This is a genomic window from Corynebacterium jeddahense (genome assembly GCF_028609865.1).
GTDB lineage: Bacteria > Actinomycetota > Actinomycetes > Mycobacteriales > Mycobacteriaceae > Corynebacterium > Corynebacterium jeddahense.
Genome location: NZ_CP063194.1, coordinates 2,397,902 through 2,422,649, shown reverse-complemented (window position 1 = coordinate 2,422,649; position 24,748 = coordinate 2,397,902). Strand labels below are relative to the sequence as shown.

The 24,748-nt window shown below is 65.3% G+C and carries 22 protein-coding genes and 2 rRNA genes; 12 read left to right on the top strand and 12 right to left on the bottom strand.

Translation table 11 applies throughout. The annotated features are described in order from the left end of the window. Window positions 1-241: 241 nt before the first annotated feature. A 23S ribosomal RNA gene (locus tag CJEDD_RS11615) occupies window positions 242-3,321 on the top strand. A 156-nt stretch (window positions 3,322-3,477) separates the two neighbouring features. Beyond that, window positions 3,478-3,595: ribosomal RNA gene (gene rrf / locus CJEDD_RS11610) — 5S ribosomal RNA — on the top strand. Between the two features lie 473 nt (window positions 3,596-4,068). Here the strand turns inward: rrf and istB are convergent. The 3 genes from istB to CJEDD_RS11595 form a co-directional block, all read right to left on the bottom strand. Then, window positions 4,069-4,803, bottom strand: coding sequence for an IS21-like element helper ATPase IstB (istB, locus tag CJEDD_RS11605; protein WP_081764632.1), 735 nt, complete (start codon window positions 4,801-4,803; stop codon window positions 4,069-4,071). Further along, window positions 4,800-6,293 (bottom strand): IS21 family transposase, encoded by a 1,494-nt coding sequence (gene istA, locus CJEDD_RS11600; protein ID WP_273657484.1) that lies wholly within the window; start codon window positions 6,291-6,293, stop codon window positions 4,800-4,802. The genes istB and istA overlap by 4 nt, the downstream gene beginning before the upstream one ends. A gap of 1,358 nt (window positions 6,294-7,651) precedes the next feature. Further along, window positions 7,652-8,635, bottom strand: a complete 984-nt coding sequence (locus CJEDD_RS11595; protein WP_042409907.1) for a pseudouridine synthase — start codon at window positions 8,633-8,635, stop codon at window positions 7,652-7,654. Here CJEDD_RS11595 and CJEDD_RS11590 point away from each other — a divergent pair. The 6 genes from CJEDD_RS11590 (at window position 8,634) to CJEDD_RS11565 (ending at window position 11,805) form a co-directional block, all read left to right on the top strand. Beyond that, the gene (locus CJEDD_RS11590; RefSeq protein WP_198133028.1) at window positions 8,634-8,780 is read left to right on the top strand and encodes a hypothetical protein; all 147 of its coding nucleotides are present in this window, start codon (window positions 8,634-8,636) and stop codon (window positions 8,778-8,780) included. The two genes, CJEDD_RS11595 and CJEDD_RS11590, sit on opposite strands and share 2 nt — an antisense overlap. 57 nt (window positions 8,781-8,837) lie before the next feature. Next, a complete protein-coding gene (locus CJEDD_RS11585; protein WP_042409903.1) occupies window positions 8,838-9,734 on the top strand; it encodes a universal stress protein in 897 nt (298 codons plus the stop codon). A 104-nt stretch (window positions 9,735-9,838) separates the two neighbouring features. Continuing rightward, window positions 9,839-10,111 (top strand): GlsB/YeaQ/YmgE family stress response membrane protein, encoded by a 273-nt coding sequence (locus CJEDD_RS11580; protein ID WP_042409900.1) that lies wholly within the window; start codon window positions 9,839-9,841, stop codon window positions 10,109-10,111. Between the two features lie 119 nt (window positions 10,112-10,230). Then, the gene (locus tag CJEDD_RS11575) at window positions 10,231-10,860 is read left to right on the top strand and encodes a TetR/AcrR family transcriptional regulator (protein ID WP_042409897.1); all 630 of its coding nucleotides are present in this window, start codon (window positions 10,231-10,233) and stop codon (window positions 10,858-10,860) included. A 19-nt stretch (window positions 10,861-10,879) separates the two neighbouring features. Next, a complete protein-coding gene (locus tag CJEDD_RS11570; protein ID WP_232297775.1) occupies window positions 10,880-11,653 on the top strand; it encodes a class E sortase in 774 nt (257 codons plus the stop codon). Next, complete coding sequence (locus CJEDD_RS11565; RefSeq protein ID WP_042409890.1) at window positions 11,653-11,805, top strand: hypothetical protein; 153 nt, start codon at window positions 11,653-11,655, stop codon at window positions 11,803-11,805. The genes CJEDD_RS11570 and CJEDD_RS11565 overlap by 1 nt, the downstream gene beginning before the upstream one ends. 9 nt (window positions 11,806-11,814) lie before the next feature. On the opposite strand, the gene CJEDD_RS11560 is transcribed toward CJEDD_RS11565, so the two are convergent. After that, a complete protein-coding gene (locus CJEDD_RS11560) occupies window positions 11,815-12,774 on the bottom strand; it encodes a TIGR00730 family Rossman fold protein (RefSeq protein WP_042409887.1) in 960 nt (319 codons plus the stop codon). Next, window positions 12,774-13,331 (bottom strand): DUF2020 domain-containing protein, encoded by a 558-nt coding sequence (locus tag CJEDD_RS11555; protein ID WP_273657532.1) that lies wholly within the window; start codon window positions 13,329-13,331, stop codon window positions 12,774-12,776. The genes CJEDD_RS11560 and CJEDD_RS11555 overlap by 1 nt, the downstream gene beginning before the upstream one ends. Here CJEDD_RS11555 and CJEDD_RS11550 point away from each other — a divergent pair. Together CJEDD_RS11550 and CJEDD_RS11545 are read left to right on the top strand one after the other, a co-directional pair. Next, window positions 13,330-14,577, top strand: a complete 1,248-nt coding sequence (locus CJEDD_RS11550; protein WP_042410035.1) for a sensor histidine kinase — start codon at window positions 13,330-13,332, stop codon at window positions 14,575-14,577. The genes CJEDD_RS11555 and CJEDD_RS11550 overlap by 2 nt on opposite strands. Next, window positions 14,574-15,212, top strand: coding sequence for a LuxR C-terminal-related transcriptional regulator (locus tag CJEDD_RS11545; protein WP_042410034.1), 639 nt, complete (start codon window positions 14,574-14,576; stop codon window positions 15,210-15,212). Before CJEDD_RS11550 ends, CJEDD_RS11545 begins: the two co-directional genes overlap by 4 nt. 10 nt (window positions 15,213-15,222) lie before the next feature. On the opposite strand, the gene CJEDD_RS11540 is transcribed toward CJEDD_RS11545, so the two are convergent. Beyond that, the gene (locus CJEDD_RS11540; RefSeq protein ID WP_042410032.1) at window positions 15,223-15,858 is read right to left on the bottom strand and encodes a DUF6474 family protein; all 636 of its coding nucleotides are present in this window, start codon (window positions 15,856-15,858) and stop codon (window positions 15,223-15,225) included. An 88-nt stretch (window positions 15,859-15,946) separates the two neighbouring features. Between CJEDD_RS11540 and CJEDD_RS11535 the strand changes: the two genes are divergently transcribed. Then, on the top strand, window positions 15,947-17,437 hold the full coding sequence (locus CJEDD_RS11535) for a TM0106 family RecB-like putative nuclease (protein ID WP_232297777.1): 1,491 nt from the start codon (window positions 15,947-15,949) through the stop codon (window positions 17,435-17,437). 285 nt (window positions 17,438-17,722) lie between these two features. Here CJEDD_RS11535 and CJEDD_RS11530 read toward each other — a convergent pair whose 3' ends face one another. From CJEDD_RS11530 to CJEDD_RS11510, 5 genes are all read right to left on the bottom strand, one after another. Next, window positions 17,723-19,027, bottom strand: a complete 1,305-nt coding sequence (locus CJEDD_RS11530; protein WP_273657482.1) for an ISL3 family transposase — start codon at window positions 19,025-19,027, stop codon at window positions 17,723-17,725. A 318-nt stretch (window positions 19,028-19,345) separates the two neighbouring features. Beyond that, on the bottom strand, window positions 19,346-20,140 hold the full coding sequence (locus tag CJEDD_RS11525; protein ID WP_198132992.1) for a pentapeptide repeat-containing protein: 795 nt from the start codon (window positions 20,138-20,140) through the stop codon (window positions 19,346-19,348). 212 nt (window positions 20,141-20,352) lie between these two features. After that, the gene (locus CJEDD_RS11520; protein ID WP_273657531.1) at window positions 20,353-20,844 is read right to left on the bottom strand and encodes an MFS transporter; all 492 of its coding nucleotides are present in this window, start codon (window positions 20,842-20,844) and stop codon (window positions 20,353-20,355) included. A gap of 8 nt (window positions 20,845-20,852) precedes the next feature. After that, on the bottom strand, window positions 20,853-21,314 hold the full coding sequence (locus CJEDD_RS11515) for an MFS transporter (protein ID WP_052333782.1): 462 nt from the start codon (window positions 21,312-21,314) through the stop codon (window positions 20,853-20,855). A 183-nt stretch (window positions 21,315-21,497) separates the two neighbouring features. Continuing rightward, window positions 21,498-22,100 (bottom strand): superoxide dismutase, encoded by a 603-nt coding sequence (locus tag CJEDD_RS11510; RefSeq protein ID WP_042407182.1) that lies wholly within the window; start codon window positions 22,098-22,100, stop codon window positions 21,498-21,500. Window positions 22,101-22,189: 89 nt separating this feature from the next. On the opposite strand from CJEDD_RS11510, the gene msrA reads away from it, so the two are divergent. Next, window positions 22,190-22,831, top strand: a complete 642-nt coding sequence (msrA, locus tag CJEDD_RS11505) for a peptide-methionine (S)-S-oxide reductase MsrA (RefSeq protein WP_042407184.1) — start codon at window positions 22,190-22,192, stop codon at window positions 22,829-22,831. Here the strand turns inward: msrA and CJEDD_RS11500 are convergent. After that, window positions 22,828-24,735 carry an alpha/beta-hydrolase family protein gene (locus tag CJEDD_RS11500; protein ID WP_081764527.1) on the bottom strand — a complete coding sequence of 636 codons (1,908 nt, stop codon included), beginning with the start codon at window positions 24,733-24,735 and terminating at the stop codon, window positions 22,828-22,830. The two genes, msrA and CJEDD_RS11500, sit on opposite strands and share 4 nt — an antisense overlap. Window positions 24,736-24,748: the final 13 nt, after the last annotated feature.

Below are 24,748 nucleotides of genomic sequence, written 5' to 3'. Positions count from 1 at the left end.
CGTGTGTGGTGGGTTGAGTGACCTGGTTGCGTGGCAAAAGTGGTTTGTTGGTGCACTGTTGGGTGTCTGGGGCAGCACGAGTGTGTGTGTTCCTGATTGTGCCCCTGTCGTGGGTGTGCTGCTGCTTTTGGTGGTGGTGTGCTTGTGGGGGGTGGTGTTGTGTGAGAACTGTATAGTGGACGCGAGCATTATTTTTCTTTCTTTTTTGTGTTTTAGTGTTTTGTGCGCTGATTGTGTGTCCGTGTGTTTTGTTACGGGCGTATGGTGGATGCCTTGGCATGCTGAGCCGATGAAGGACGTGTGAGGCTGCGTTATGCCTCGGGGAGTTGCCAACAAAGCGTTGATCCGAGGATGTCCGAATGGGGAAACCCAGCACCAGTTGTGTGGTGTTACCTGCAGGTGAATGCATAGCCTGTGTGGGGGTTGACGCGGGGAAGTGAAACATCTCAGTACCCGTAGGAGAAGAAAACAATTGTGATTCCGTGTGTAGTGGCGAGCGATAGCGGATGGTGGCTAAACCGTGTGCGTGTGATACCTGGCAGGGGTTGCGTGTGCGGTGTTGTGGGGCATGAATGTCGCAGGCTGTCAACTGTGAGCATGATGCGCGTGTGTCAGCGGAAGCATCTGGGATGGTGCACCGGAGTGGGTGATAAGTCCCGTACGTGAAGGCATGTGTGGTTGTGTTGTTTATGTTCCCGAGTAGCAGCGGGCTCGTGGAATCTGCTGTGAATCTGCCGGGACCACCCGGTAAGCCTGAATACTCAGTGTGACCGATAGTGAATGAAGTACCGTGAGGGAATGGTGAAAAGTACCCCGGGAGGGGAGTGAAAGAGTTCCTGAAACCATGCGCTTACAATCCGTCAGAGCACCTGTATGTGTGTGATGGCGTGCCTTTTGAAGAATGAGCCTGCGAGTCAGCGGCATGTCGCGAGGTTAACCCGTGTGGGGTAGTCGTAGCGAAAGCGAATCCGAATAGGGTGTTGTTAGTGGCATGTCCTGGACCCGAAGCGGGGTGATCTACCCATGGCCAGTGTGAAGCAGCTGTAAGAGGTTGTGGAGGCGCGAACCCACTTAGGTTGAAAACTGAGGGGATGAGTTGTGGGTAGGGGTGAAAGGCCAATCAAACTCCGTGATAGCTGGTTCTCCCCGAAATGCATTTAGGTGCAGCGTGATGTGAGCTTGCCGGAGGTAGAGCTACTGGTTGGTTGAGCGGGACTATCATCTTAGCGACGTCAGCCAAACTCCGAATGCCGGTTGAAGTGGTGCATTGCAGTGAGACTGTGGGGGATAAGCTTCATAGTCGAGAGGGAAACAGCCCAGATCGCCGGTTAAGGCCCCTAAGGGTGTGCTAAGTGGAAAAGGATGTGGGATCGCGATGACAGCCAGGAGGTTGGCTTAGAAGCAGCCACCCTTGAAAGAGTGCGTAATAGCTCACTGGTCGAGTGGTTCCGCGCCGACAATGTAGTGGGGCTCAAGCACACCGCCGAAGCCGCGGCAACAATGTTTTGTTGGGTAGGGGAGCGTCGTGTGTGGGGTGAAGCCGTATCGTAAGGCGCGGTGGACTGCACGCGAGTGAGAATGCAGGCATGAGTAACGAATGGCAAGTGAGAATCTTGCCCGCCGGATGACTAAGGGTTCCTGGGTCAAGTTCGTCTTCCCAGGGTGAGTCGGGTCCTAAGGCGAGGCCGACAGGCGTAGTCGATGGTCAACGGGTTGATATTCCCGTACCCGTATACGCGCGCCCAGTATCGAAGCGGTGATACTAACCACCCTGACCCTCCGGCATGATCATCATTGATGATCAGTTGGTGGTAACGCGTGGGGCCTGATCCGTGGTAGGTCAGTGATGGGGTGACGCAGTGAGGTAGCCGAGCCGCTTATTGGATTGCGGTGCAAGCGTGTGGCACGACAGCATGTCAAATGCGGCTGTCAATAAGTGTGAGGCGTGATGCGTAGCCCAAACGTTGGGTGATGTTGGTGATCCTGGACTGCCGAGAAAAGCCTCTAGCGATGTGCGTGTACGGCCCGTACCCTAAACCGACACAGGTGGTCAGGTAGAGAATACTAAGGCGCTCGGGTGAACTGTGGTTAAGGAACTCGGCAAAATGCCCCCGTAACTTCGGGAGAAGGGGGACCACACTCGGTGGCACCACACACGTGGTGGAAGCTGAGGGTGGTCGCAGAGAAGAGAGGGGAGCGACTGTTTATCAAAAACACAGGTCCGTGCGAAGACGATGAAGTTGATGTATACGGACTGACGCCTGCCCGGTGCTGGAAGGTTAAGAGGACCTGTTAGACCCCTTGTTGGGTCGAAGCGGAGAATTTAAGCCCCAGTAAACGGCGGTGGTAACTATAACCATCCTAAGGTAGCGAAATTCCTTGTCGGGTAAGTTCCGACCTGCACGAATGGCGTAACGACTCCCCTGCTGTCTCAACCACAGGCCCGGTGAAATTGCAGTACGAGTAAAGATGCTCGTTTCGCGCGGCAGGACGAAAAGACCCCGGGACCTTCACTATAGCTTGGTATTGGCATTCGGTGCGGTTTGTGTAGGATAGGTGGGAGACTGTGAAACCGTCACGCTAGTGGTGGTGGAGTCGTTGTTGAAATACCACTCTGACCGTAGTGGATATCTAACCTTGGCCCATGATCTGGGTTGGGGACAGTGCCTGGTGGGTAGTTTAACTGGGGCGGTTGCCTCCCAAAATGTAACGGAGGCGCCCAAAGGTTCCCTCAGCCTGGTTGGCAATCAGGTGCAAGAGTGTAAGTGCACAAGGGAGCTTGACTGCGAGACTTACCAGTCGAGCAGGGACGAAAGTCGGGACTAGTGATCCGGCACCTACTTGTGGATGTGGTGTCGCTCAACGGATAAAAGGTACCCCGGGGATAACAGGCTGATCTTCCCCAAGAGTCCATATCGACGGGATGGTTTGGCACCTCGATGTCGGCTCGTCGCATCCTGGGGCTGGAGTAGGTCCCAAGGGTTGGGCTGTTCGCCCATTAAAGCGGCACGCGAGCTGGGTTCAGAACGTCGTGAGACAGTTCGGTCTCTATCCGCCGCGCGCGTTGAAACTTGAAAAAGGCTGTCCCTAGTACGAGAGGACCGGGACGGACGTACCTCTAGTGTGCCAGTTGTTCCGCCAGGAGCATCGCTGGTTGGCTACGTACGGGAGGGATAACCGCTGAAAGCATCTAAGCGGGAAGCCTGTTTTAAGATGAGGTTTCATTCGAGGTTCCCAGCAGACTACTGGGTTGATAGGCCGGAACTGGAAGCACCGCAAGGTGTGGAGGCGACCGGTACTAATACACCAATAAACACACCAACACGCTCAACCAGGTGTGCAAAACACCAAACAACCAAACACGAAACACGACAAGAAAACAATCCACCGCGTCCACTGTGCAGTCACTGACACAACACCAACACAATCACACAACCAAATACACACAGACACATCGTGTACACCCCACATAGATGTGTCGGTGGTTGATAGCGGCGGGGAAACGCCCGGTCCCATTCCGAACCCGGAAGCTAAGCCCGCCCGCGCCGATGGTACTGCCCCCGGGAGGAGGTGGGAGAGTAGGTTACCGCCGACCCAACAACTTCACACCAACACCCGCCACACACCAACCCTAATGGTGCGCGGCGGGTGTTGCCTTATACCCAACCCCCAGCACACACCACGCACGCGCATCGCAGACACCGCATTGCGGACACTGCAGGTACCCACCGATCCCGCGACGGGGGCTTTCCGGCGGGTAAGTCGGTTCAGTCTCATTGCGGACTCCACCAGTCTGCATTGCGGACACGGCAGGTACCTACACACTCCGCAATGCAGACCTGGTTCGCAGCGGGGGAAGGTACTTCACCCTCATTGCGGACACCGCAGCTCCACATTGCAGACAACGCAGGTACCTACACACTCCACAATACAGACTTCCCGGCGTGCAAGACGGCCCAACCCGGTTGCGGATGTGTTTTGTCAAGTTGTTGTAGGCCATTTCGGCTCGGATTTTTAGGCCAGGTCTGCACGGTTTTGGGCCGTTTAAGCGTTACTGGGGTTTCGGGGTTATTTCATGAGGGCGTTGGCCATGCGGTAGGACTGGCCGGTGAAGGTGATCATGCGGCCGTGGTGGACGATGCGGTCGATCGCTGCTGCTGCCATGTCGTCGTTGCCGAAGACTTGGCCCCATTGGGAAAACGCGAGGTTGGTTGTGATGATCAGGCTGCGTTGTTCGTAAGCGTCGGCGATGGCTTGGAACAACAGTCTTGCCCCGTCGGTGTCGATGGGGATGTATCCGAGTTCGTCGATGACGAGGAGTTCGTTTTTGCCCAGAGCTGTGAGCTCTTTATCGAGCCTGCCTGCGTGTTTCGCGTTGCGTAGATGGTCGACAAGTCCGGCGGCGGTGAAGAATCTTGCGGGGATGCCTTGCAGGCACGCTTGGGTGACGAGTGCGATAGCGAGATGTGTTTTCCCGGTGCCGACATCACCGTAGAAGACGAGGTCTTCACTGCCGTTGAGAAACTCGAGTGTGGTGAGGTGTTCGCGGGTGATGTCGGCTGGCAGGGTGACCGGTGACCAGTCGTAGCTGTCGAGGGTTTTGCGTACCGGGACACGCGCGCGGTGCATCAGGCGGCGCGCTCTGGATGCGGCCCTGGATTCAAGCTCCGCTTCGAAGAGCTCAATGAGGATGTCGCATTGGCGTGGGGTGGCATGGTCTGCGCATTCGCGTAGTACGGCGGTGGTGAGGTAGAGCTGGCGGCCAAGTGCGACAACGCGATCTTTGGGGGTTGGGGTGGTCACTTTGCGGTTGCCTCCGCATGCTGTGAGGTGGTGGTTGTGGTGGCAAGGAGCTGGTCATAGGTGGTGAGGTTCGCTCTGCTGTGTTGTGTTGGTGGTGGGGCGCTGTAGCGTGCGGCGATACCCAGATGAGGCCCAGTTGGTTGGGCGTCGGTCTCTAACAGTGCTGCGGCTGCGGTGACGGTGGCGTCGAATCCGCACTCTGTGGCGGTGGTTTCGGCGTGGGTGAAAAAATCCCGGCGTGTAGCGGCATCCGCCCCGTCGAGGTAGCCCACGACAGCGTCCGGCATGTGATGGCGAAGCGGCGAGTTCGTCCACGCCCCGGGTTTCTTCGCTAACCCAGGCAGCAGACTCATCGGGTTGATCACCGTCGAGTCCGCAGTGCCGAAGACTCTCGGCAGCGCGATGATACGTCTGGTGTCGTCATCTAAGACGGTGACGGTGTCGTGGGACAACTCCAGCGTGACTTGCCTGTTCGCCCAGGCAGGCCCGACCAGGTAGCGATTGCCGTCTAGCGTGACAACACCGGTTTTGTCGGTGCGGCGCACGTCGAAACGCACCGGGTTAAACCGCACCGACGGGCACGCTTTAAGCGCATGCTGATCATGTGTGAACAGCTCAGCGACCGTGGCTGCCTTCTTGTAGTGGGTGTGGGTAGCAAACGCGGCGCACCCGGACTCCAAAAGGGTGTTCAACTCCGCTAGGGAGGCAACTTCCGGCACAGGCACGAGCAGGTTTCGGCGGATGAAGCCGACCGCGTTTTCCACATTGCCTTTCTCATGGCCCGAATACGGGTTGCAGTACCGCGCCCGGGTCCTATAGTGCGCTTTGAACGCGGCGAAAAGCTCCGATTCCACCACTTTCGGGCCGACGCGACGCCCGACGGCGGTCGCGTTATCGAAGACCATCTCAGTTGGCACCCCGCCGGCGGCGTCGATGACATCCAGCAGCCCGGTAATGACGCACTCGGCGGTTTCACCGGCAAAGGCCCTGCAAAACCTCATATTTGAGTACGGAAACGTCACCACCAGAAGGTGCACAACCCGCGCGGCTGAGGCCATGATGACTTCTGCCTGGCCGAAATCGACCTGGATGACCCCCGGTGACCATTCCAACTCCATGAACCCATCGCCTGGGGCTTTATGGTCCTTCTTCCACTGCTTCACGTAGCGCTGCACCGGTGAATACGAGCCTGTATACCCATGCTCGTTGGTAAGCCGGTCACAGATCCGTTTTGCTGTGTGGCGTTGCTTGCGCGGCATGCGCTGGTCTTGCTCAAGCCACTGATCAACAACCGCGCACAACGCCTCACCCAGCACGATTGAGCCTGGTTTGCGTGTCTTCACCGGCGCGGTCGGGCTGAAATCGTCCTGGTTGACGTACTTATCGACCGTAGCGCGCGACACGTTCACCGCCTTCGCGATCGCTCGTCTGGACATTCCCTCGTCGTCGAGCTGTCTGATAGTTTCGATCGTGGTCATGCTGATCGTCATCTACTTTCTGGTCCCTTCCTGAAAAATCCAAGTCCCCAACCTCGCGGCCAAACGAAGATGGGACGTTTCTCAGGAACAGAAACCTACTGGGGGGTGGTTATCGGCATGGCCCTTTCCCTTTCCAGAAAAGGGGCCACACCAGCCACAGCAACGCACCGGGGAACTGGCCTACTTTTCCGCGCTGAAACGGACCAAAACAGGCCGCCGAAACGGACTACTTCCCAAGCCGAACTGGACCACCTACATCAGATCAGACACATGCGGACTCCGCGGCCCCACATTGCGGACAACGCTGGTACCTACGCACTCCGCAACGCGGACTTGCCGGCGGGGAGGCGGCTTTCGGACAGCACCGGTAACGCATTGCGGACTCCGCCGCTCCACATTGCAGACAACGAAGGTACCTTCACACTCCACAATGCGGACCTGGTTCGCAGCGGGAGAAGGCACACCAGCCTCATTGCGGACACCGCCCCTCCGCATTGCGGAGTCCTGGATTGCCCTGGATTGCGGACTTTCGAAGTCCCCAATACGGCTAACCCGAACGATTGTGGACTCCACCAGTCTGCATTGCGGACACCGCAGACACCTGCACACTCCACAACGCGGATTCGCCGGCGTGCAAGAAGACCCAACCTCATTGCGGACTCCTGGCGGACACCGCGACTCCGCATTGCAGACAACGCAGGTACCTACACACTCCGCAACGCGGACTCGTCGGCAGGCAGGGGTGGCACGGACTCATTGCGGACTCGGAAACCCGCACCGTAAGCGCAGATACGACAGTTTTTGGGACCAGCCACTACGCGTTGCGGACAACTCGACCAATGGGGAGAGGGCCTGCTTTGTTGCGGACTCCGCAACTCCGCATTGCAGACAACGCAGGTACCTACACACTCCGCAACGCGGACTCCACCTGTCACGGCGAGAGATTGTGACCGGGCCTTATTGGAAACTCCACAACTCTGCATTGCGGACACCGTACCTCCGCAATGCGGCACTGAGCGCCACTAGCCCTCAGTGCAGAAACCACCACACCAGTCACACGCCACCAGGGCAAACGTGCAACGCACCACGCTGAGGGCTAGTAACACCAGGGCGCTAGCGCTCAACGACAAAACCGCCACACGAGTAACAGGCCACCAGGGGAAACGCGTGGGCCACAATGCTGAGGGCTAGCAACCGCACCCAGCACACCCAAGCACCCAGCACACCCAAGCACCCAGCACACCCAAGCACCCAGCACACCCAAGCACCCAGCACACCCAAGCACCCAGCACACCCAAGCAACCAGCACACCCAAGCACCCAGCACACCCAAGCACCCAGCACACCCAAGCAACCAGCACACCCAGGCATCTACCCCACCGCGAAGGAACGCGCGGCTCCGGACAGTGGGTCGGTGAACTCGAGCCGCGTGCACCGCAGCTGCATGGGGCGCGAGAAGTCCTCGTCCTCGGCGGGGCGGAGGACGGGGTAGATGAGGTCGCCGAGGATGGGGGCCGCCTCGACCATCATTTGCACGCGCAGCTGGTGGGTGCGGCCTGTCTTGGGGCGCAGGGTGTAGCGGGCGAGCGGGGCGGGAACGTCGTAACGCTGCTGGAGCTCCAACTCCTCAAACGGAGCGAGGCGGGAGACGGCGGCGAGGGTGGTGAAGGCGTTCGGCTCGGCGCCGGGGACGACCTGCGCGGCGGGCTCGCCGGGTGCCTTGGTGAGGTGGTGGCGCCAGGGGGCCGGAGGGACGTCGATAAGCGGGGCGATCGCTTGGTACTCCTTGCGGACTTCGCGGCGCGCGAACAGCTCCTGGTACGCGCCGCGGATCTCGCGGCGTTTGGTGAGCAGGAGGAGACCGGAGGTCGCGCGGTCGAGGCGGTGCGCCGGCGTGAGTTCCTCGTTGCCGGTCGCGCGGCGCAGGCGCACCGTGGCGGTCTCGGTGATGTGGGAGGCGCGCGGCATCGTCGCCAGGAACGGGGGCTTGTCCACGACGAGGATGTCGCCGTCCTCGAAGACGGGGCGGATCTCGAACGGGACGGGCACCTCGGGCGCCGGGCGCCGGTAGAAGTAGACGTCGGTGCCGGGCACAAGCCACGCGTCGGGGCTCAGAGCGGAGCCGTCTCGCGTGACGACGCAACCTTCGGCGAACCGCGCCGCAACCGCGGCAATGTCGTCCTCGGGGTGGCGGTGCCGCTGGGTGGACACGAGGTGCCACACGAAGTCGTCCGCCCTTATGCCCGGGCCCTCGGGGACCCGGGCGCGGGTGGCGCCGAGGCCCTCGCGGGGCGGGAGGGGGCCCGGCTGGAACGCCTTCTTTCGTGCCATGTCGTGTAGTAGATTATCCGCCATGGATCTCAGCGCACTCATCGAACCGGTTGTCGCGTTCTTCTCGCAGGGCATTGGCAAGACGATTGCCGACGTGCTCACGCTGGTCTACGAGGTGCTCTTCCCCGCGAATGCCCCGGCAGCAACCCCGGTGGAGATTCCGCGCTAACAACCACGCACGGCACTAGACTGTGGGTATAACCAGCCGACTCGAAGAAGGTGCATTATGACCCACGAAGATATCGTCGTCGTTGCCGTTGACGGCAGCCCGGCCTCTGACAACGCGGTGCGCTGGGCGGCGAACACCGCGATGAAGCGCGGTATCCCGCTGCGGCTCGCCGCGAGCTACACCATGCCCCAGTTCCTCTACGCCGAGGGCATGGTCCCGCCGCAGGAGGTGTACGACGACCTGCAGCGCGAGACGCTCCAGACCGTGGAGCGGGCCCGCGAGATCGCGCTCCAGGTCGCGCCCGACCTGCGCATCGGGCACGCGGTTGCGGAGGGTTCGCCGATTGACATGCTGCTGGAGATGTCGCGGGACTGCACCATGATCGTCATGGGTTCGCGCGGCCTGAGCGGGCTGTCCGGCATGGTGCTCGGCTCGGTCTCCGGCGCCGTGGTCTCGCACGCGCACTGCCCGGTCGTGGTGGTGCGCGAGGACAACGCGGTGACGGACGCGAACAAGTACGGCCCCGTCGTCGTCGGTGTCGACGGCTCCGAGGTGTCCCGACGCGCGACGGAGGTCGCGTTCGAGGAGGCCGCGGCCCGCGGCGCGGAGCTGCACGCCGTGCACACCTGGGTGGACACGCAGATCCAGGGTCCGGGCGCCGGCTACGCGGTCTCGGAGGACCACTGGCAGGCGGTGCAGCAGGAGAAGGCGGAGGTTCTGGGCAGCTACCTCGACGAGCTTTCCGCGAAGTACCCGGACGTGAAGGTGACCAAGACCATCACGCGGGACCGCCCGGTGCGTGCGCTCGCGAGCGAGGCGGAGGGCGCCCAGCTGCTGGTCACCGGCTCGCACGGGCGCGGCGGCTTCAAGGGCATGCTGCTCGGCTCCACCTCCCGCGCGCTGCTGCAGTCCGCGCCGTGCCCGATGATGGTAGTCCGCCCGCAGGACGTGTAAGCGATTCGTTATATAAACTCGCCCGAAGCGTTGCCCACTCTCGCCCCGCGCGGGGGGATAATGGGCGAGGAACCAACTGTTGTATTTAGAAGGGTCAGAACATCATGTCTTCTCTTTCCATGGGCTTCCTCGGCTGGATCATCATCGGCGGCATCGCCGGCTGGATCGCCTCCAAGATGCAGAACCGCGACGCGCAGATGGGCATCGGCCTGAACATCCTCGTCGGCATCATCGGCGGCCTGCTCGGCGGCTGGCTGCTCTCCGCGTTCGGCGTTGATGTCGAGGGTGGCGGGCTGTGGTTCAGCTTCTTCACCTGCCTGCTCGGCTCGGTGATCCTGCTGTGGATTATCAACATGGTGACGGGACGCCGTCGCTAAGCAAAAAGCCCAACAATGCCCCCGGGACCTGCCTCCCGGGGGCATTGCCGTGCGTAAGACGTACCGGTTTGTCTATATTGAGAGCATCGTCCACCCACCCGCGTTCGAAGGAGTCCCACTTGGCACCTGGCACCAGCAAGAAGAAGCCGGCGCCGCGGCGGCGGGACCGGCCGAGCCCACGGCAGCGGCTGCTCGACGCTGCGACGAAGCTGTTCACGGAGGAGGGCATCCGCGTCATCGGCATCGACCGCATCCTGCGCGAGGCGGATGTGGCGAAGGCGTCGCTGTACTCGCTGCTCGGCTCGAAGGACAACCTCGTCATCGCGTACCTCGAGCAGCTGGACGAGCAGTACCGGGCGCGCTGGGGCGAGCGGGCGGCGAAGGCGCCGGATGCGGATGCGAAGATCCTCGCCTTCTTCGACATGGCCATCGACGAGGAGCCGGAGAAGGATTTCCGTGGCTCACCGTTCCTCAACGCCGCGGCGGAGTACCCGCGCCCCGAGGCCGAGTCGGAGGAGCGGATCGTCGCCGCGTGCGTGGCGCACCGCACGTGGATGCACGACACGATCACGGCGCTGCTGACCGAGAAGAACGGGTACGACTCGTCCGCGCTCACCGACGAGCTGCTCATCTTCCTCGACGGCGGCCTCGCCGGCGCGCGGATCCTGCGCGACAGTCAGCCGCTGCGCACCGCGCGCTCGCTCGCGGAGTCGAAGCTCGGCGCCCCGCCGCCGGACTACTCGATTTAAGGCGCTACCCTCTATGGCCATGACCACTCGCGTGAGCGTTTCGCAGGTGATCGGCGAACTGCTGCTCACCGTGGGGGTGCTGCTCCTGCTCTTCGCGTTCTACGAGTCCTACTGGACGAACATCGAGGCGGGGCACAAGCAGGACGAGGCGCAGGCCCGCCTGGAAGCGGCGTGGGTCAACCCCCGCCAGAACGCGGCGCCGCAGCTTGGCGACGCGTTCGCGAAAATGTACATCCCCGCATTCGGCCAGGACTACCAGTTCGCCATCGTCGAGGGCGTGCAGGAGGCCCAGCTGCTCACCGGCCCAGGCCACTACCCGGGCACCCAGCTGCCGGGGGAGGACGGCAATTTCGCCGTCGCCGGGCACCGCGTGGGCAAGGGCGCGCCGTTCAATGACCTCGGCGCGCTGCAGGCCTGCGACGCCATCGTCGTGGAGACGCAGCGCGAGTGGGTGACCTACCGCGTGCTGCCGATGTCGCTCGACCCGGGCGAGCGCCGCGGCGAGGGCGCCGGCTGCCTGCCGGGGCAGCTCAACGAGCGCGTCGCCGCGAAGGACTACGCCGGCGTGCAGGGCCGCCAGATCACGGTGCCCGGGGACATCAACGTGGTCAACCCGATGCCGGGCGCGCGCTCGACGAAGGTGGCGCCCGGCATGGAGGGCCTGATCACGCTGACCACGTGCCACCCCCAGTTCTCCAACGCGCAGCGCATGATCATCCACGCGGTGCGCACCGAGGTCATGCCAAAGGACCCCGCGGGCGCGCTGCCCCCGGCGATGAAAGAGGTGAAGTAATGTACGCGGCACTCTGGCGCAAGCTGCCGGGCTCGACCCCGGTGAAGTGGCTGCTCACGCTGATCATTCTCACGGGGGTGTTCTTCCTGCTCATGGACGTCGTGTTCCCGTGGGTGTCCTCGCTCATGCCGTACAACGACGTCGCGGTTTAGCCCAGCGAGTTACAGCCAGCGCGGCACCGGCGGCGCCCACGCGCGCAGCTTCGCCAGCAGCTCTGCCGGGTCGTCGGCCACGACCATGTGCGCGCGGTCCGTCGGTCGCAGGAAGCCCTCGGCGACCATGTGATCCACCATCGTCACCAGCGGCGCCCAGAACTCGCTGCCCAGCAGCCCGATCGGCTTCGTGTGCAGGCCGAGCTGCTGGCTCGTCCAGTCGTCGAACAGCTCGTCGAGGGTGCCCGCGCCGCCGGGCAGCGCCACGATCGCGTCGGCCAGCTCGCTCATCCGCGCCTTGCGCGCCGCCATGGTGGGCACGACCTCGAGGCGCTCGAGCCCGTCGTACTCGATCTCGTATCCCTGCAGGTGCTCGGTGATGACGCCAATGCTTCTCGACGCACCTTCGGCCACCTGCCCCATCAACCCGAGCCTCGACCCGCCGTAGACGAGCGTGATCCCCGCGTCCGCGAGCGCCTCGCCGAACGCGCGCGCGAGCGCCCGGTTGGCGGGGTTGGTGCCGTCGCGCGCCCCGGCGTAGACCGCCACGGCGGTGATCTCGCGGGCGCCGAGGGCGGGGAAGATGCGCTCGCGCAGCAGCGGCGCGATCTCCCGGTCGGGTGCGGCCGGGTCGATCCAGGCGGCCTCCGCGATCTCCGCCGCCGGGGCCGGGCGCAGACTCGGGCGCAGACCCGGGCCGGGGTGGAGGAACACCGTCGAGGTGACGGTGCAGCCCGGCTCGTTCGAGGCGGCGGCGGTGAACCGGCCGAGGAAGCTCAGGTCCTCGGCGTCGACGTCGATGCCGACCTCCTCGCGGGTCTCGCGCAGCGCGGTGGCCACGGGGCCCTCACCGGGCTCGGGCTTGCCGCCGGGGAGCTGGAAGCGCGGGCTCGAGTGCTTGCGCACGCACAGCACCCGGCCGGCCTCGTCGGTGAATACGATGGCCGCGACGGCGATATCTCGCGCCATCACAGCCCCAGGTTCGCGATGGCCTCCTTGGCCACCGCCTCCGCCTTCACGGACTCGTCCTGGTTGGTGAACACGGTGACGGCGACCGGGCCCTTCGCCACCGAGTACGCCGCGCCGATGCGCCCCGGCACCGCCCCGCCGCCGTGGCGCCCGCCGTTCCAGCCGGCCGGCTGGTCCGCGGGTTGGGTGAGGTCCACCGGCGTGGCCCAGTCCACCACCGCCATCGCCTGCTCGGGGGTGGGCATGTGGCGCACGATGACGGTGAGCTGCGGCTCCTCCGGGAAGGACCAGAACTGGCAGGCGGGGGTGTCGAAGCGGTCGTCGGTGCCCACGCCGGTGACGCGCTGGCCGTTCGTCTGCGCCACCCACTCGGTGTCCAGGTACGGGCATTCCGTCCAGCCGTCGCGGGCGGTGTCCGGCAGCGCCTCCACCGGCAGGCCCTGGTCCGGGGCTGGGGCTGGCGCGGGGGCGGCGGAATCGGCGTCGTCACGCGTCGGCCCCTGCGCACAACCTGCGAGGGCGAGCACGAGCACGGCGGTGGGTAATCTCAGACGCATGAGCTCCAGACTAGTGCTGTTGGAGCAGCACCCCGTGAAGACGGCGGACAACCGGGCGCTCGACTCGGGCATCACGTTCCTCGCGGTGTGCCTCATGGTGGTCTCGCTCGGCGCGCTCGCGCGGATGCCGCTCGACGCCGCGCTGCTGCACATCGTCCTCGTGACCGCATTCGCGTTTCTGCTCTTCTACGGCATGGTGGAGATGCACCGGTGGGGCCGCCCCGGGCGCATGATCTGGATGTTCGGCGCGAGCGCGGTGTGGGTGGCCGACATGACGGTCTCCGCGGTGGCGGTGTACTGGGTGTTCATCCTGTTCTTCGTGGCGCTGCGGGCGTTTGACTCGTGGCTCGGCTACGCGTGGATGGCGGTGTGCCTCGCGGTGAGCGTGGCCATGCAGATCCCCGCCGGGCTCACGCTCGGCGGCGTCATGGGCCCGGCGCTGTCGGCGGTGGTGGTCATCGCCATCAACACCGCGTTTTCCACCATCACCCGGGTGAGCCGGGAGCGGCAGCAGCTTATCGACGAGCTCCTGTCCACCCGCGACCGGCTCGCCGAGACGGAGCGCGCGGCCGGCGTGGCGCAGGAGCGTGAGCGCCTCGCGCACGAGATCCACGACACGGTGGCGCAGAACCTCTCCTCGATCCAGATGCTGCTCCATGCCGCGGAGCGCGACGTGCGGGCGCTCGACGTGGACCCGGCGCTGGTGGAGCAGCCGCTGCGCAAGATGGAGGCAGCGCGCCGGGCGGCGTCGAACAACCTCGCCGAGACGCGGGCGATGATCGCCGCGCTGGCCCCGGCGCCGCTGTCGGAGGCCTCGCTGCGCGACGCGCTCACGCGCGTGGCGGGGGAGTTCGGCGCCGCCGGCGGTGTGGAGATCGGGGTGGAGGTCGACGGCGACCCGGTGCCGCTGCCCATGCGCGTCGAGGCGGGGCTGCTGCGCATCGCGCAGGGTGCGGTGTCCAACGTGGTGGCCCACGCCGACGCGACGGTCGCGCGGATCACGCTCACATACGCGCCCGGGGAGGTGCGCCTCGACGTGGTGGACAACGGCCGCGGCTTCGACGTCGGCGCCCAAGCGCTCAAGCCGAGCGGGCTCGGGCACCTCGGGCTCGACGCGATGCGCTCGCGGGCGGCGGAGCTGGGCGGGCGCCTCGAGATCGAGTCCGCGCCCGGCGGGCCGACCGCGCTCTCCGTCGCCATCCCGGTTAGGATCAACCAAACGATGGATGAGGAGGCTACACGGTGATTCGCGTATTGCTCGCTGACGACCACGAGATCGTGCGCCTCGGGTTGCGCGCCGTGCTCGAGGAGGCCGACGACATCGAGGTCGTCGCGGAGGTGGCCACCGCGGAGGGTGCCATCGCCACCGCGCAGGCCGGCGGCATCGACGTCATCCTCATGGACCTGCGCTTCGGCGCCGGAGCCGAGGGCCAGCGTGTGACCACCGGGGCGCAGGCCACGGCGGCGATCCGGGCGAGCATGGCCCACCCGCCGAAGGTGCTCGTGGTCACGAACTACGACACCGACGCGGACATCCTCGGCGCCATCGAGGCCGGGGCGGTGGGCTACCTGCTCAAGGACGCCCCGCCGGAAGAGCTCGTCGCGGCGGTGCGCTCCACCGCCCGCGGGGACGCGACGATGTCGCCGGTGGTGCGCGACAGGCTGGAGACGCGGGAGCGGGCGCCGCGCTCCTCGCTTACGCCGCGCGAACTCGAGGTGCTCCAGCTCGTCGCCGCCGGCGCATCGAACCGGGAGATCGGTCGTCAGCTCATGCTTTCCGAGGCGACCGTGAAGTCCCACCTCGTGCACATCTACGACAAGCTGGGCGTGCGCTCGCGCACCTCCGCCGTGGCGTCGGCGCGCGAGCAGGGCGTGCTGTAGCGGCCGGAGGCTAACGGCGCAGCTTTGCCTGCACCTCGGCGGTGAGCTCGGCGAGGTCGTCCTCGACGGACTTGAGCGCGAGGCGGCGCTGCTCCGGGCTGGCCACCTCGGCGTTGCGCACGGCCTGCTCGAGCTCGTCGAGGCGCACGCGCGCGTCGTTCTTGAACCCCTCGCTCAGGGAGTCGGAGTGCTCGACGTTCTCCCGGGCGGCGTCGATACGCGCCTTGAGCTCCGCCCCGCGCCCGGAGTGGCGCGCGAGGTCCTGCGAGCTCAGCCCGAGCCCCGCGGCGCGGCTGTTCACGCGCTGCTGCTGCAGGGAGGTCAGACCCTTGTACGCGAGCGGCAGGAGGATCGGCACGAGGACGCGGGCGGCGCCGGTGGCCTGCTTCGCCTTCTTCTTCGTGATGCCGGACTCCTCGATGCGCTTGAGGTGCGCCTTCGCCAGGTCCTTCTCGTGCTTCTGCTTGCGCTTCAGGCCCTTCTTCTCCTCCTTGAGTAGGCGCTTCTCCGCCTTGTCCAGGAGTTTCGCGGTGCGCTGGTCGGCCTTCGCCTCCTGCTTGGCCAGCTGGCGGGCGTGCACCTCGGCAGCCTTCACCTCGGCTTTCGTGCGCGCGCGGGACTTGCGGATCGCCTCGAAAACACCCATGGTTGTTTCTCCTCGTCGTGTGAGCGTGAACGCCTGCCCACTCTACCTGCCGGTCCGCCCGGCACGCCCAGGTATCGTGGCGGGCATTGTGAGTACTCAACCCGTGCGCGCCTCGGACCTCGTGGGCTGCCGCTATCGCCTGCGCCAGCGCCGCGCGCACCCGGAGACCCCGGAGCTGCCGGACGCGCTCATCCGCCAGCCGCAGATCGACGCCGCCCGCGCCGCCGTCTTCGAGCTCCTGCCCGTCAAGCGCGCCCTCGGCGACGGTGCGGGCAAGGCGTTCGTGCGCGTCGACATTGACCCGGCGGGCGACCGCGTCGCCGACACCCGCGCCGCGCTGCGCCGCCGCGCCCACCTCATCACCAACGCCGCGCTCGCCGGGGAGGTCGACGGCGTGCCCGCCGAGGCGGACGTGGACGTGCTCGTGCGCACCGAGCGTGGCTACATGCCGGTGGTGATCTCGAACCACCGCGTCGCCCGCCCCCACCCGGACGAGCACCTCGAGATGGTGCCCACGGGCCGGCTCGGCCTGGGCCAGCCGATCAGGGTCGGCGCGAAGGTGCGCCACCACACCGTCGACGGCTACCGGGTGGCCATGGCGCACCTACTGCTCGGTGAGCTCGCCGACGGCCGCGCCGGGGTGATCGGCCAGGACCGCACGCGCGCCTACCTGTGCGACCCGGCCCGCTTCGTCGAGTCCCTCACCCGCGTCCTCGCCGCCGAGCTGCCGGACGAGCCGAAGCGCCTGAAGCAGTGCGCCGCCTGCCGCTTCTGGCCGCTGTGCGAGCCGCGCCTCGTCGAGCTCGACGACATCTCGCTGCTCCTGCCGGGCGGCCGCGGGGACGTGTGGCGCGAGCGCGGCATCCACACGGTGCAGCAGCTTATCGACGAAGCTCCGCCCGAACCCGCCGCCCTCGCCCGCGCCTGGCGCGCCGGGGTGCCCGTGCTGCGCCGGCCGGGGGTCGCCGCGGCCGCCGCGCAGGCGGTGCCCCGCGCCGACGTGGAGGTCGACGTGGACATGGAGGCGTACCTCGACCAGGGCGCCTACCTGTGGGGGACGTTCGACGGCGTGGACTACCGCCCGTTCGTGACCTGGGACGAGGTCGGCGGCGCGGCGGAGGAGGAAAACTTCGCTGCGTTCTGGTCCTGGCTCATGGCGCGCCGGGCTTCCGCTCACGCCGAGGGCAAGACCTTCCGCGCCTACTGCTACGCCGCGGGCGGGGAGAACCACTGGCTGCGCTCATCTGCTCGCCGTTTTAGCTCGGTGGATGAGGCGGAGGTGGCCGCGTTCATCTCCTCCGACGAGTGGGTGGACGTCTTCGCCCACGTGCGCCGCTCGCTCGTGGGCACCGACGGGCTGGGCCTGAAGGTGCTCGGCCCGGTAGTGGGCTTTGAGTGGGAGGATGACGACGTGGACGGCGAACGCTCCGTGGCCCTGCGGCGTGCGGCCCGCCTCGGCGACCAGGCAGCCCGCGACATGCTGCTTCGCTACAACGAGGACGACTGCCGCGCCACCCGGGCCGTGCGTGACTTCCTCGCCGCGGGCGCGCCGGGGATTCCGGTGCTTGGGGAGGTGTGACGCGCGCGGTGCTCCGTGCCTGCCGGATGGTATAGCGATTACGCCCGCGCTGCTATACCATCCGGCGGTGACCTCTTGATTTTCCCAGGTCGTGCTGGAAGTGATGTTCAATAGCGTGCGGATGGTATAGCAGGACCTCCGCGCTGCTATACCATCCGGCGGGGTGGCCTGGCCACCCCGCCGGGCGTGCCGGAGCTCGGCGAGGTGTAGGCGAATCGCTGGCCGGGAGCGGCCGGTTGTTCCCGCGACGCCACGCTGCGAGGGGGTTATCCGGCTCTTCGTGTTTTAGAGTGCGTTGATCTTGGGTTGGAGGCCGCCGGAGTGAATCAGGCAACGCAAGATGTAGTGGTTGATGTTGCGGAACCCTAGCGCGATGCCGCGGAGGTGTTCGAGACGGCCGTTGATGGCTTCGACCGGCCCGTTGGAGGCGCCGATATCGAAGAACGCGAGGATGTCGGTGCGGCGTTTGTGCAGGCTTCGCCCGAGTTGGGTCAGCTCTTGAAGCCCGGCCTGACGAAGCCCGCGGAGCCGGTTGATCAGCCTGCGCATCTTCGTTTTCGCACGGCGCTTGTTGGGGTCTTCGTAGCAGTCGATGATCTCCTGGTACACCAGCCATGTCTCTTGCAGCACCGCGTAGTCATCGTCGTAGTTGAACAACACATCCAAGCGGTGCTGCTGCTCGCCATTAAGCAGACCGGTGCGGGTGAGCATGGTGCGACGGTTTTTATATAACGGGTCGTTGGTCCTGCCGCGCCTGCCGTAGGTTTCACGCTGCAGCCTCTGACGGCACGCGGTGACTTTGTCGCCGGCAAGACGCACCACGTGAAACGGGTCCATCACCCGGGTTGCGTGAGGAAGCGCCTCGTCAGCTGCGGTGGCGTAGCCCTGGAACCCATCCATGGTGACCACTTCCACCTCGTCGCGAAATGCTTTCGGCTGTTGGTTGATCCAGCATGTGAGCACGTTCGCGCTTCTTCCCGGAATGACATCGAGCAACCTCGCTGGTTGGCCTGTGTGGTGGCGGGTCATATCCACGATCACGGTGACGAACCCGCCGCCGGCCGCACGTCGATCGTGGGCCCATTTGTGCTCATCAACCCCGATAATGCGCACCCCGGCCAAGTGGTCGGGGTCGGCGACGAGTTCCCTGGCCATGGACAATGCGAGATCGCATGTCAGCTGCCAGCTGATCCCGAGTGCTTTGGCGGTGGCGGCGATACTCATCCGGTCAATCGCTAAACGCTGCAAGATCCAGCGCACCACCCGATGCGTGACCTTCGAGCGATCGTCAGCACATGCCAGGCCAGCCCGGAAGATCTTCTGCGAACAGAGGCGGTTCACACACCGAAAGCGCGGCAGACGCACCCGTAACCGGGTGGGAAACCCGACAACAGGAAGATCCACCAACTCCCGGCAGACGTGGTCACGCAGCACACCTGGCTGTCCACACGATGGGCAGGAGTTGATCGGGTCGAGCGCTTCACAGTCGATGACGGTGAGCGTGTCGTTGTGGGCGGCATTCGTAATCGCCAACCCAAGCTCCGCGGTGCGGCAAATGGTATCGGCGACAATGTTGGAACTAGGCTGCATTACAGGGTCCTTGTTGAGTTCGGATTGGCTTGAACACCTAAATCCTTAACCCAGCAAGGACCCCCACATCTTGTGCCACACCCAAGCACCCCGAAAAACGACCCACGCACTCCCAAACACGAAGAGCCGGTTATCCCCGGGTTCGCGGCCGAGCTCGACCGCCCACGCAAGTGGTCGCCAAGTCTATCGAAGACAACCGGGGGAATTCGGGCTCGAGTCGATTATTCGCACCCTTGCGGCAACCAACGCGGAAATCGAGCTGAGTATCTACTACATCAATCGTGCCATGACGAGGTCGGTCTAGGGGCCGGAGCGTCGTTAAAAGATAGCCTCCTGAATTATGATGCCGGGCCACCTCTCGCAGATTTCCGCTTTGCCCACTTCCTGCAGACTGGACCCATCGGGGAACACTGTTCGCTCGTCAATCGTTGCTCCATCGAAGGTGTTCGCGTCGCAACTACACCCGTTTAAATTCGCTGCGACAAGAGTCGCGCCCCGAAAATCGCACTCCTCTAATTTTGAATCCTCGAACAGGGACATGCTCAAGTCGCACATCGTGAAGTCCGAACCGCGCATATCGGCGTGTTGAACGATCAATGCGTTGACGTGTGCATGGGAAAAAGAGGACCATTTCAGGCTCCCACTGAACGTCGTCGAATCGAGGTACGCACCTTTGAAATTCCCCTCGTCCAACACGCAGTTGTTGAATTCGGCGTAATCCAGGCACGCACCCTGCCACATCAACCCCGATAGTCGGGCGCCGCTCACTCTCACACCCCTCAGGTTGATATCCGAGAAATTCACCCGAACTTCCGCAGTTCGCTCGCCCGGCCCGGAAGCCAGCGATGCCCAGCTGTAGTTTGGGGAAAACTCATCCCAACTCGCAGGTGTGGGTATGCCAGCCTGTTCGCCCTGCAACGGGGCTCTCAACCTTGCGGAAAGACCTTCAAAAGCGGCGACGCGGGCGCGCAAATTCGGATCCTGGCCCTGTTGTTGAGGATCGCCTGAGTGAATGAAAGAGATCAGAACGTCAACGATCTCCTGTAACCGACCCGCAACAGAGCCGGGGTCAAGCGATGCCCATTCATCAGCGATATGAAGCAAATCAAACACTGACGCTAGACGTACGAATGATGACCTTGATTTGAGGGCTTGGCAAGAATGGAAGAACCGCTGATCCAGCTGTCGAATTGTGTCTAATTGCATTATGTAGTTATTCATTGCGGCTGGGCGGGAAATCGTCGTCAGAAAAATGGGATTTTCGGCGTCGCGGCATCTCTGCTTCTTTATAAATGTGTGGCTACGGCTACCGCCACGTTACTCTGCTACCGCGCGCCCTTCCACAGCGCCGCGGCCACCACGGCGAGCGCGCCGAGCAGCGCCGCCAGCACCGCGACGAATCCGGCCCACGGCAAACCCTCGTACGCCCAGCCGGTGGCGGCTCCCAGGATTGACGAGCCCATGTAGTAGCAGAGCACGTACATACTGGAGGCTTCTGCGCGGTCGCGCTCCGCGATGAGGCCGACCCAACCGGAGGCCGTCGAGTGGAGTGCGAAGAAGCTCGCCGTGAACGTCAAAAGGCCAGCGAGCGCGATCCACAGGGAAGACGCTGCCACGGCCAGCGCGCCCAGCAACATCATCGCCGCCGACGCCAGCACGACCACGCCGCGCCCGTAGCGTCGTGAAAGTGCCCCGGCCCGCGCGCTGGACCACGTCCCGGACAGGTACACCACGTACACCAGACCCGACAGCGCCGCTGGCAGCCCGTAGTCCAGCACCGCGCGGAAGCCGAAGAAGTTGTACATGGACACGAACACGCCCATCGCTACGAAGGCGGTGGCGTAGAGCCCCACGAGGCGGGGGTTCGCAGGTGGCCGAGCATCGCGCGCACCTCCACGCTCGGGCGTATCGACGCCTTCGGCACGAAGTTGCGCTGCGCCGGCAGCGCCCACGCCGCGACCACGGCGAGCGCGAACGCGACGAGCGCGGTGCCGAACAGCGCCCGGCGCCAGGAGGCGAATTCGAGCAGCAGCGCGGGGATGAGGCGCCCGGTGAGCCCGCCGATGGTGTTGCCGGCGATGTAGAGGCCCATCGCGCCGGGCAGGTCGTCCGGGTCGAGCTCCTCCGACAGCCACGTCATGGCCACCGCCGGGGTGCCCGCAACGAGCGCGCCCTGCGCCGCGCGCAGCGCGATGAGCTGGTCCGCCCCCCGGGCGAGCGGCAGCGCGAGGCCGAACGCGAGCATCGCCAGCGTCGCGCGACGGTACTCCGGGCTCCCTCGCTTCATGTGACCCATGTTACGAAACCCGCGCGGATTATTTTGCGGAACCCCTTGCGCGTTAAGGTAAGGCTAACCTAGTATCAATCGTGAGTTCGCAGGGACTCGACGTATCACAGGGAACGCCAACGCCCGCCCTTCCGGAAACGGAAGTGGCGGGCGTTGGTACGTGGTGGGCGGAACGAGCCGTCGTTACGCAGCTGCCTTGGCGTAGCGCTCGTTGACGTCGTCCCAGTTGACAACGTTCCACCAGGCCTCGATGTAGTCGGCCTTGACGTTCTTGTACTGCAGGTAGAACGCGTGCTCCCACATGTCCAGCATGAGCACCGGGGTGAAGTCCACGGAGATGTTGCCCTGCTGGTCCGTCATCTGCTGGATGATGAGGCGGCCGGCGATGTGGTCGTAGCCCGCGACCGCCCAGCCGGAGCCCTGCAGGCCGTTGGCCACGGCGGAGAACTGCTTCTTAAAGCCCTCGAAGGAGCCGAAGCCGCGGTCGATGGCCTCCGCGATCGCGCCGGTCGGGTTGCCGCCCGCGTTCGGTGCCATGTTCTTCCAGAAGATGGAGTGGTTGGTGTGGCCGCCGAGGTTGAACGCGAGGTTCTTCGACAGCGCGCGGATCTTGTCAGCGTCCGCGTCGCCGTTGCGCTCCGCCTCGAGCGCCTCGAGCGCGGCGTTCGCGCCCTTGACGTAGTTGGCGTGGTGCTTGTCGTGGTGCAGCTCCATAATCTCGGCGGAGATGTGCGGCTCCAGCGCGTCGTATGCGTACGGCAGGTCCGGAAGCTCGTAAACAGCCATGATGGTGTCCTTTCGTTCGATTTCGTGTACGGGCCCCATGGTAGAGAAGTTTCGGGAACAGCGTCGTGGGCCCCGTCGTTGTACGGGGCATGGGATTTCTGTTCAGTAATACGCCATCGCTTGTCGACGCAAGCTCCGCCCTCCCCGGCCGCCCCGAGCCGATCCTGGTCAACCCCCGCGCGCACGCGGTGCTGGGTACCCCGATCACTGGGCTGTGGCGCGAGGGGCAGAAGCGCGTCCTCATCGGCATCGGCTGCTTCTGGGGTGCCGAGAAGATGTTCTGGCAGCTCGACGGGGTGGAGGCAACCTCCGTGGGCTACGGCGGCGGGGTGACACCGAACCCGACCTACCGCGAGGTGTGCACCGGGCAGACGAACCACGCCGAGCTCGTCGAGGTGGTCTACGACCCGGCGGTGATCTCGCTCAAAGAGATCGTGAAAACCGCGCTCGAGGCGCACGACCCGACGCAGGGCTACCGCCAGGGCAACGACGTGGGCACGCAGTACCGCTCCGCGTTCTTCACCGACACCGAGGAGGAGGCGGAGCAGATCCGCGGCTGGATCCGCGAGTACGCCGCCGACCTCAAGGACGCCGGCTACGGCGACATCACCACCGAGGTGCGCGCGGGGGCCGACTACTACCTCGCCGAGGACGAGCACCAGCAGTACCTGCACAAGGTGCCGGACGGCTACTGCCCGCACCACTCCACCGGCGTCGCCTGCGGCATCTAGTACCCGTGCTTTGAGGGGAAGCCGCCCTTGGGCATGCGCAGCTTCGTGGCGTCGCTGTGGATCCACTGCGCCGCGCGCGCGATCTCGTCCGCGGTGAGCGCGCCGGGGCCGGCGGCCTCGCCCTCGCCGTGGATGACGGCGTTCCAGTACGCCACCGTCTCCGCGTGGTAGTTGTGCCCGTGGGGGGACGGGTAGTCCTTCGACGGCAGCTGGTCGATGCCGATCTGCCAATACGTGACCAGCGGCATCCAGCGCATCGTGTCGAGGGCGTCGGAGTGCTGCGCCGCCGGCGCCGGCACCCCGCGCGAGCCCGGTTCTTTCAGCCAATCCGGGATCTTCCACGCCAGGCTCGGCTCCCACCACACCACCGGGTCGGAGGCGTGCTGGGCGAAGACGAAGCGCGGCTCCTCCCACGTGTGCGCGTACGGGTCGCCCCGGAAATCGCGGGAGATGTGGTCGGGGTGGGCGGTGAAGCGGACGTGGCGGCCGCCGTCGATACGCGGGAGGCGCTGCGGCGAGCCCTTCTCGCGGCCCTTCGTCAGCGTGCGGTGGTTCGCGGAGAACCCCGGCGTGCCGGTGAACACGCCGCCGGCGGTGCGCTCGAGGAACTCGTCGACGGAGTCGAACGCGTCCGAGACCCCGTACGCGCCGAGGGACTCCCCGCCGACGTAGAGCTTCGGGCGCGCGCCCTCGGGCAGGCCGTCGATCTCGCGCAGGATCGCGTCGATGAGCGCGCGCGAGGACGCGACCGGGGAGGAGTGGTCCGCGAGGTACGCGTACGCGCTGGGCAGGTAGGAGTACTGCATGGCCACGACCGCGGAGTCCCCGCGGGTGACAAACTCCAGGCCGGACGTGTGGAAGTCGTTGATCCAGCCCGTCCCGGCCGCGGACATCACGGCGATGTGGCCGCGGTCGAATGCGCCGGTGCGGCGCAGCTCCTGCACGGCCACCTCCGCCATCGCCCGGAAGTCGGGGTCCGTTTTCGCGTCGGTGTCCAGGCCGACGAACACGCGGATCGGCTCCTTGGCGTCGCCGCCGAGCAGCCGCTCGATGTCCTCCTTGCGCGGCCCGCCCGAGACGACGGCGCGGCCCTGGCGGCCCATCGTGTTCCAGTCCACCGCTGAGGCCGGCGAGCCGGAGCGCTCCGGGCGCCGCGGCTGGGCGGCGCCGCGCATGAACTCGCGGTCGAGCTTGAGGGCGGAGCGGCTCACGCTCGACGCGAAGCGGCGGACCACCATCCTGTCGCCCACGAGTACGAGGATCGCCCCGCCCCCGGCGACGGCCAGCGGCCACGACGCCACCGGGGGCAGCTTCTTGCCCAGCAGGTCGTTGAGCGCGTCGATGAAGGACTGGACGGCCTCGCCGACGAGCAGCACCGCGCCGTAGCCGAGGGTGCCCAGCGTGATGCCGAGGGCCTGCTCGCTCACCTTGAACGTGTCGTCGCTCTCCACGAGCTTCTCCTGCCGCAGGCGCCGCTTCGCCGACGTGGCAAAGACGCCGAGCGTGACGCCGGTGAGCGCGAGGCGGGCGGGCACGGGCAGCGGCCCGCGCGCGGTGTCGTGGACGACGGGCCGGGCCGCCTGGGAGACGAGGGTGCCGATGCCGTGGCCGATGCCCTGCAGCACGCCGACGTTCGCCGCCGTCGCCCACCAGTTGTGCGGCAGCAGCGACGGCGAGACCGCCCCCCACGTGGCCACCTCCGCGCCGACGAGGCCCGCACGAAACGTGGCGGGCAGCCGGCGCAGGCCGCGCATGCGCACCGCGGGCGAGATGTCGCCGAGCACCTCGAGCGCGCCGATCGGCAACGCGAGCACGCCGTCGCGCTTGACGGAGTACCGCCGGCGGGCCCGGTTGAGCGCGTCGGGGAGTTTGGCGCTGGCGGCGCGTGCGTCGTCGATAAGCATGGGGTCCATTGTC

What these genes read in the sequence shown, in the direction of transcription:
- istA (WP_273657484.1), bottom strand. Translation starts at nt 6,293, where the DNA reads ATGACGATCAGCATGACCACGATCGAAACTATCAGACAGCTCGACGAC.
- CJEDD_RS11590 (WP_198133028.1), top strand. Translation starts at nt 8,634, where the DNA reads ATGGATCTCAGCGCACTCATCGAACCGGTTGTCGCGTTCTTCTCGCAG.
- CJEDD_RS11595 (WP_042409907.1), bottom strand. Translation starts at nt 8,635, where the DNA reads ATGGCGGATAATCTACTACACGACATGGCACGAAAGAAGGCGTTCCAG.
- CJEDD_RS11585 (WP_042409903.1), top strand. Translation starts at nt 8,838, where the DNA reads ATGACCCACGAAGATATCGTCGTCGTTGCCGTTGACGGCAGCCCGGCC.
- CJEDD_RS11580 (WP_042409900.1), top strand. Translation starts at nt 9,839, where the DNA reads ATGTCTTCTCTTTCCATGGGCTTCCTCGGCTGGATCATCATCGGCGGC.
- CJEDD_RS11570 (WP_232297775.1), top strand. Translation starts at nt 10,880, where the DNA reads ATGACCACTCGCGTGAGCGTTTCGCAGGTGATCGGCGAACTGCTGCTC.
- CJEDD_RS11565 (WP_042409890.1), top strand. Translation starts at nt 11,653, where the DNA reads ATGTACGCGGCACTCTGGCGCAAGCTGCCGGGCTCGACCCCGGTGAAG.
- CJEDD_RS11560 (WP_042409887.1), bottom strand. Translation starts at nt 12,774, where the DNA reads ATGGCGCGAGATATCGCCGTCGCGGCCATCGTATTCACCGACGAGGCC.
- CJEDD_RS11550 (WP_042410035.1), top strand. Translation starts at nt 13,330, where the DNA reads ATGAGCTCCAGACTAGTGCTGTTGGAGCAGCACCCCGTGAAGACGGCG.
- CJEDD_RS11555 (WP_273657532.1), bottom strand. Translation starts at nt 13,331, where the DNA reads ATGCGTCTGAGATTACCCACCGCCGTGCTCGTGCTCGCCCTCGCAGGT.
- CJEDD_RS11540 (WP_042410032.1), bottom strand. Translation starts at nt 15,858, where the DNA reads ATGGGTGTTTTCGAGGCGATCCGCAAGTCCCGCGCGCGCACGAAAGCC.
- CJEDD_RS11530 (WP_273657482.1), bottom strand. Translation starts at nt 19,027, where the DNA reads ATGCAGCCTAGTTCCAACATTGTCGCCGATACCATTTGCCGCACCGCG.
- CJEDD_RS11515 (WP_052333782.1), bottom strand. Translation starts at nt 21,314, where the DNA reads ATGAAGCGAGGGAGCCCGGAGTACCGTCGCGCGACGCTGGCGATGCTC.
- CJEDD_RS11510 (WP_042407182.1), bottom strand. Translation starts at nt 22,100, where the DNA reads ATGGCTGTTTACGAGCTTCCGGACCTGCCGTACGCATACGACGCGCTG.
- msrA (WP_042407184.1), top strand. Translation starts at nt 22,190, where the DNA reads ATGGGATTTCTGTTCAGTAATACGCCATCGCTTGTCGACGCAAGCTCC.
- CJEDD_RS11500 (WP_081764527.1), bottom strand. Translation starts at nt 24,735, where the DNA reads ATGCTTATCGACGACGCACGCGCCGCCAGCGCCAAACTCCCCGACGCG.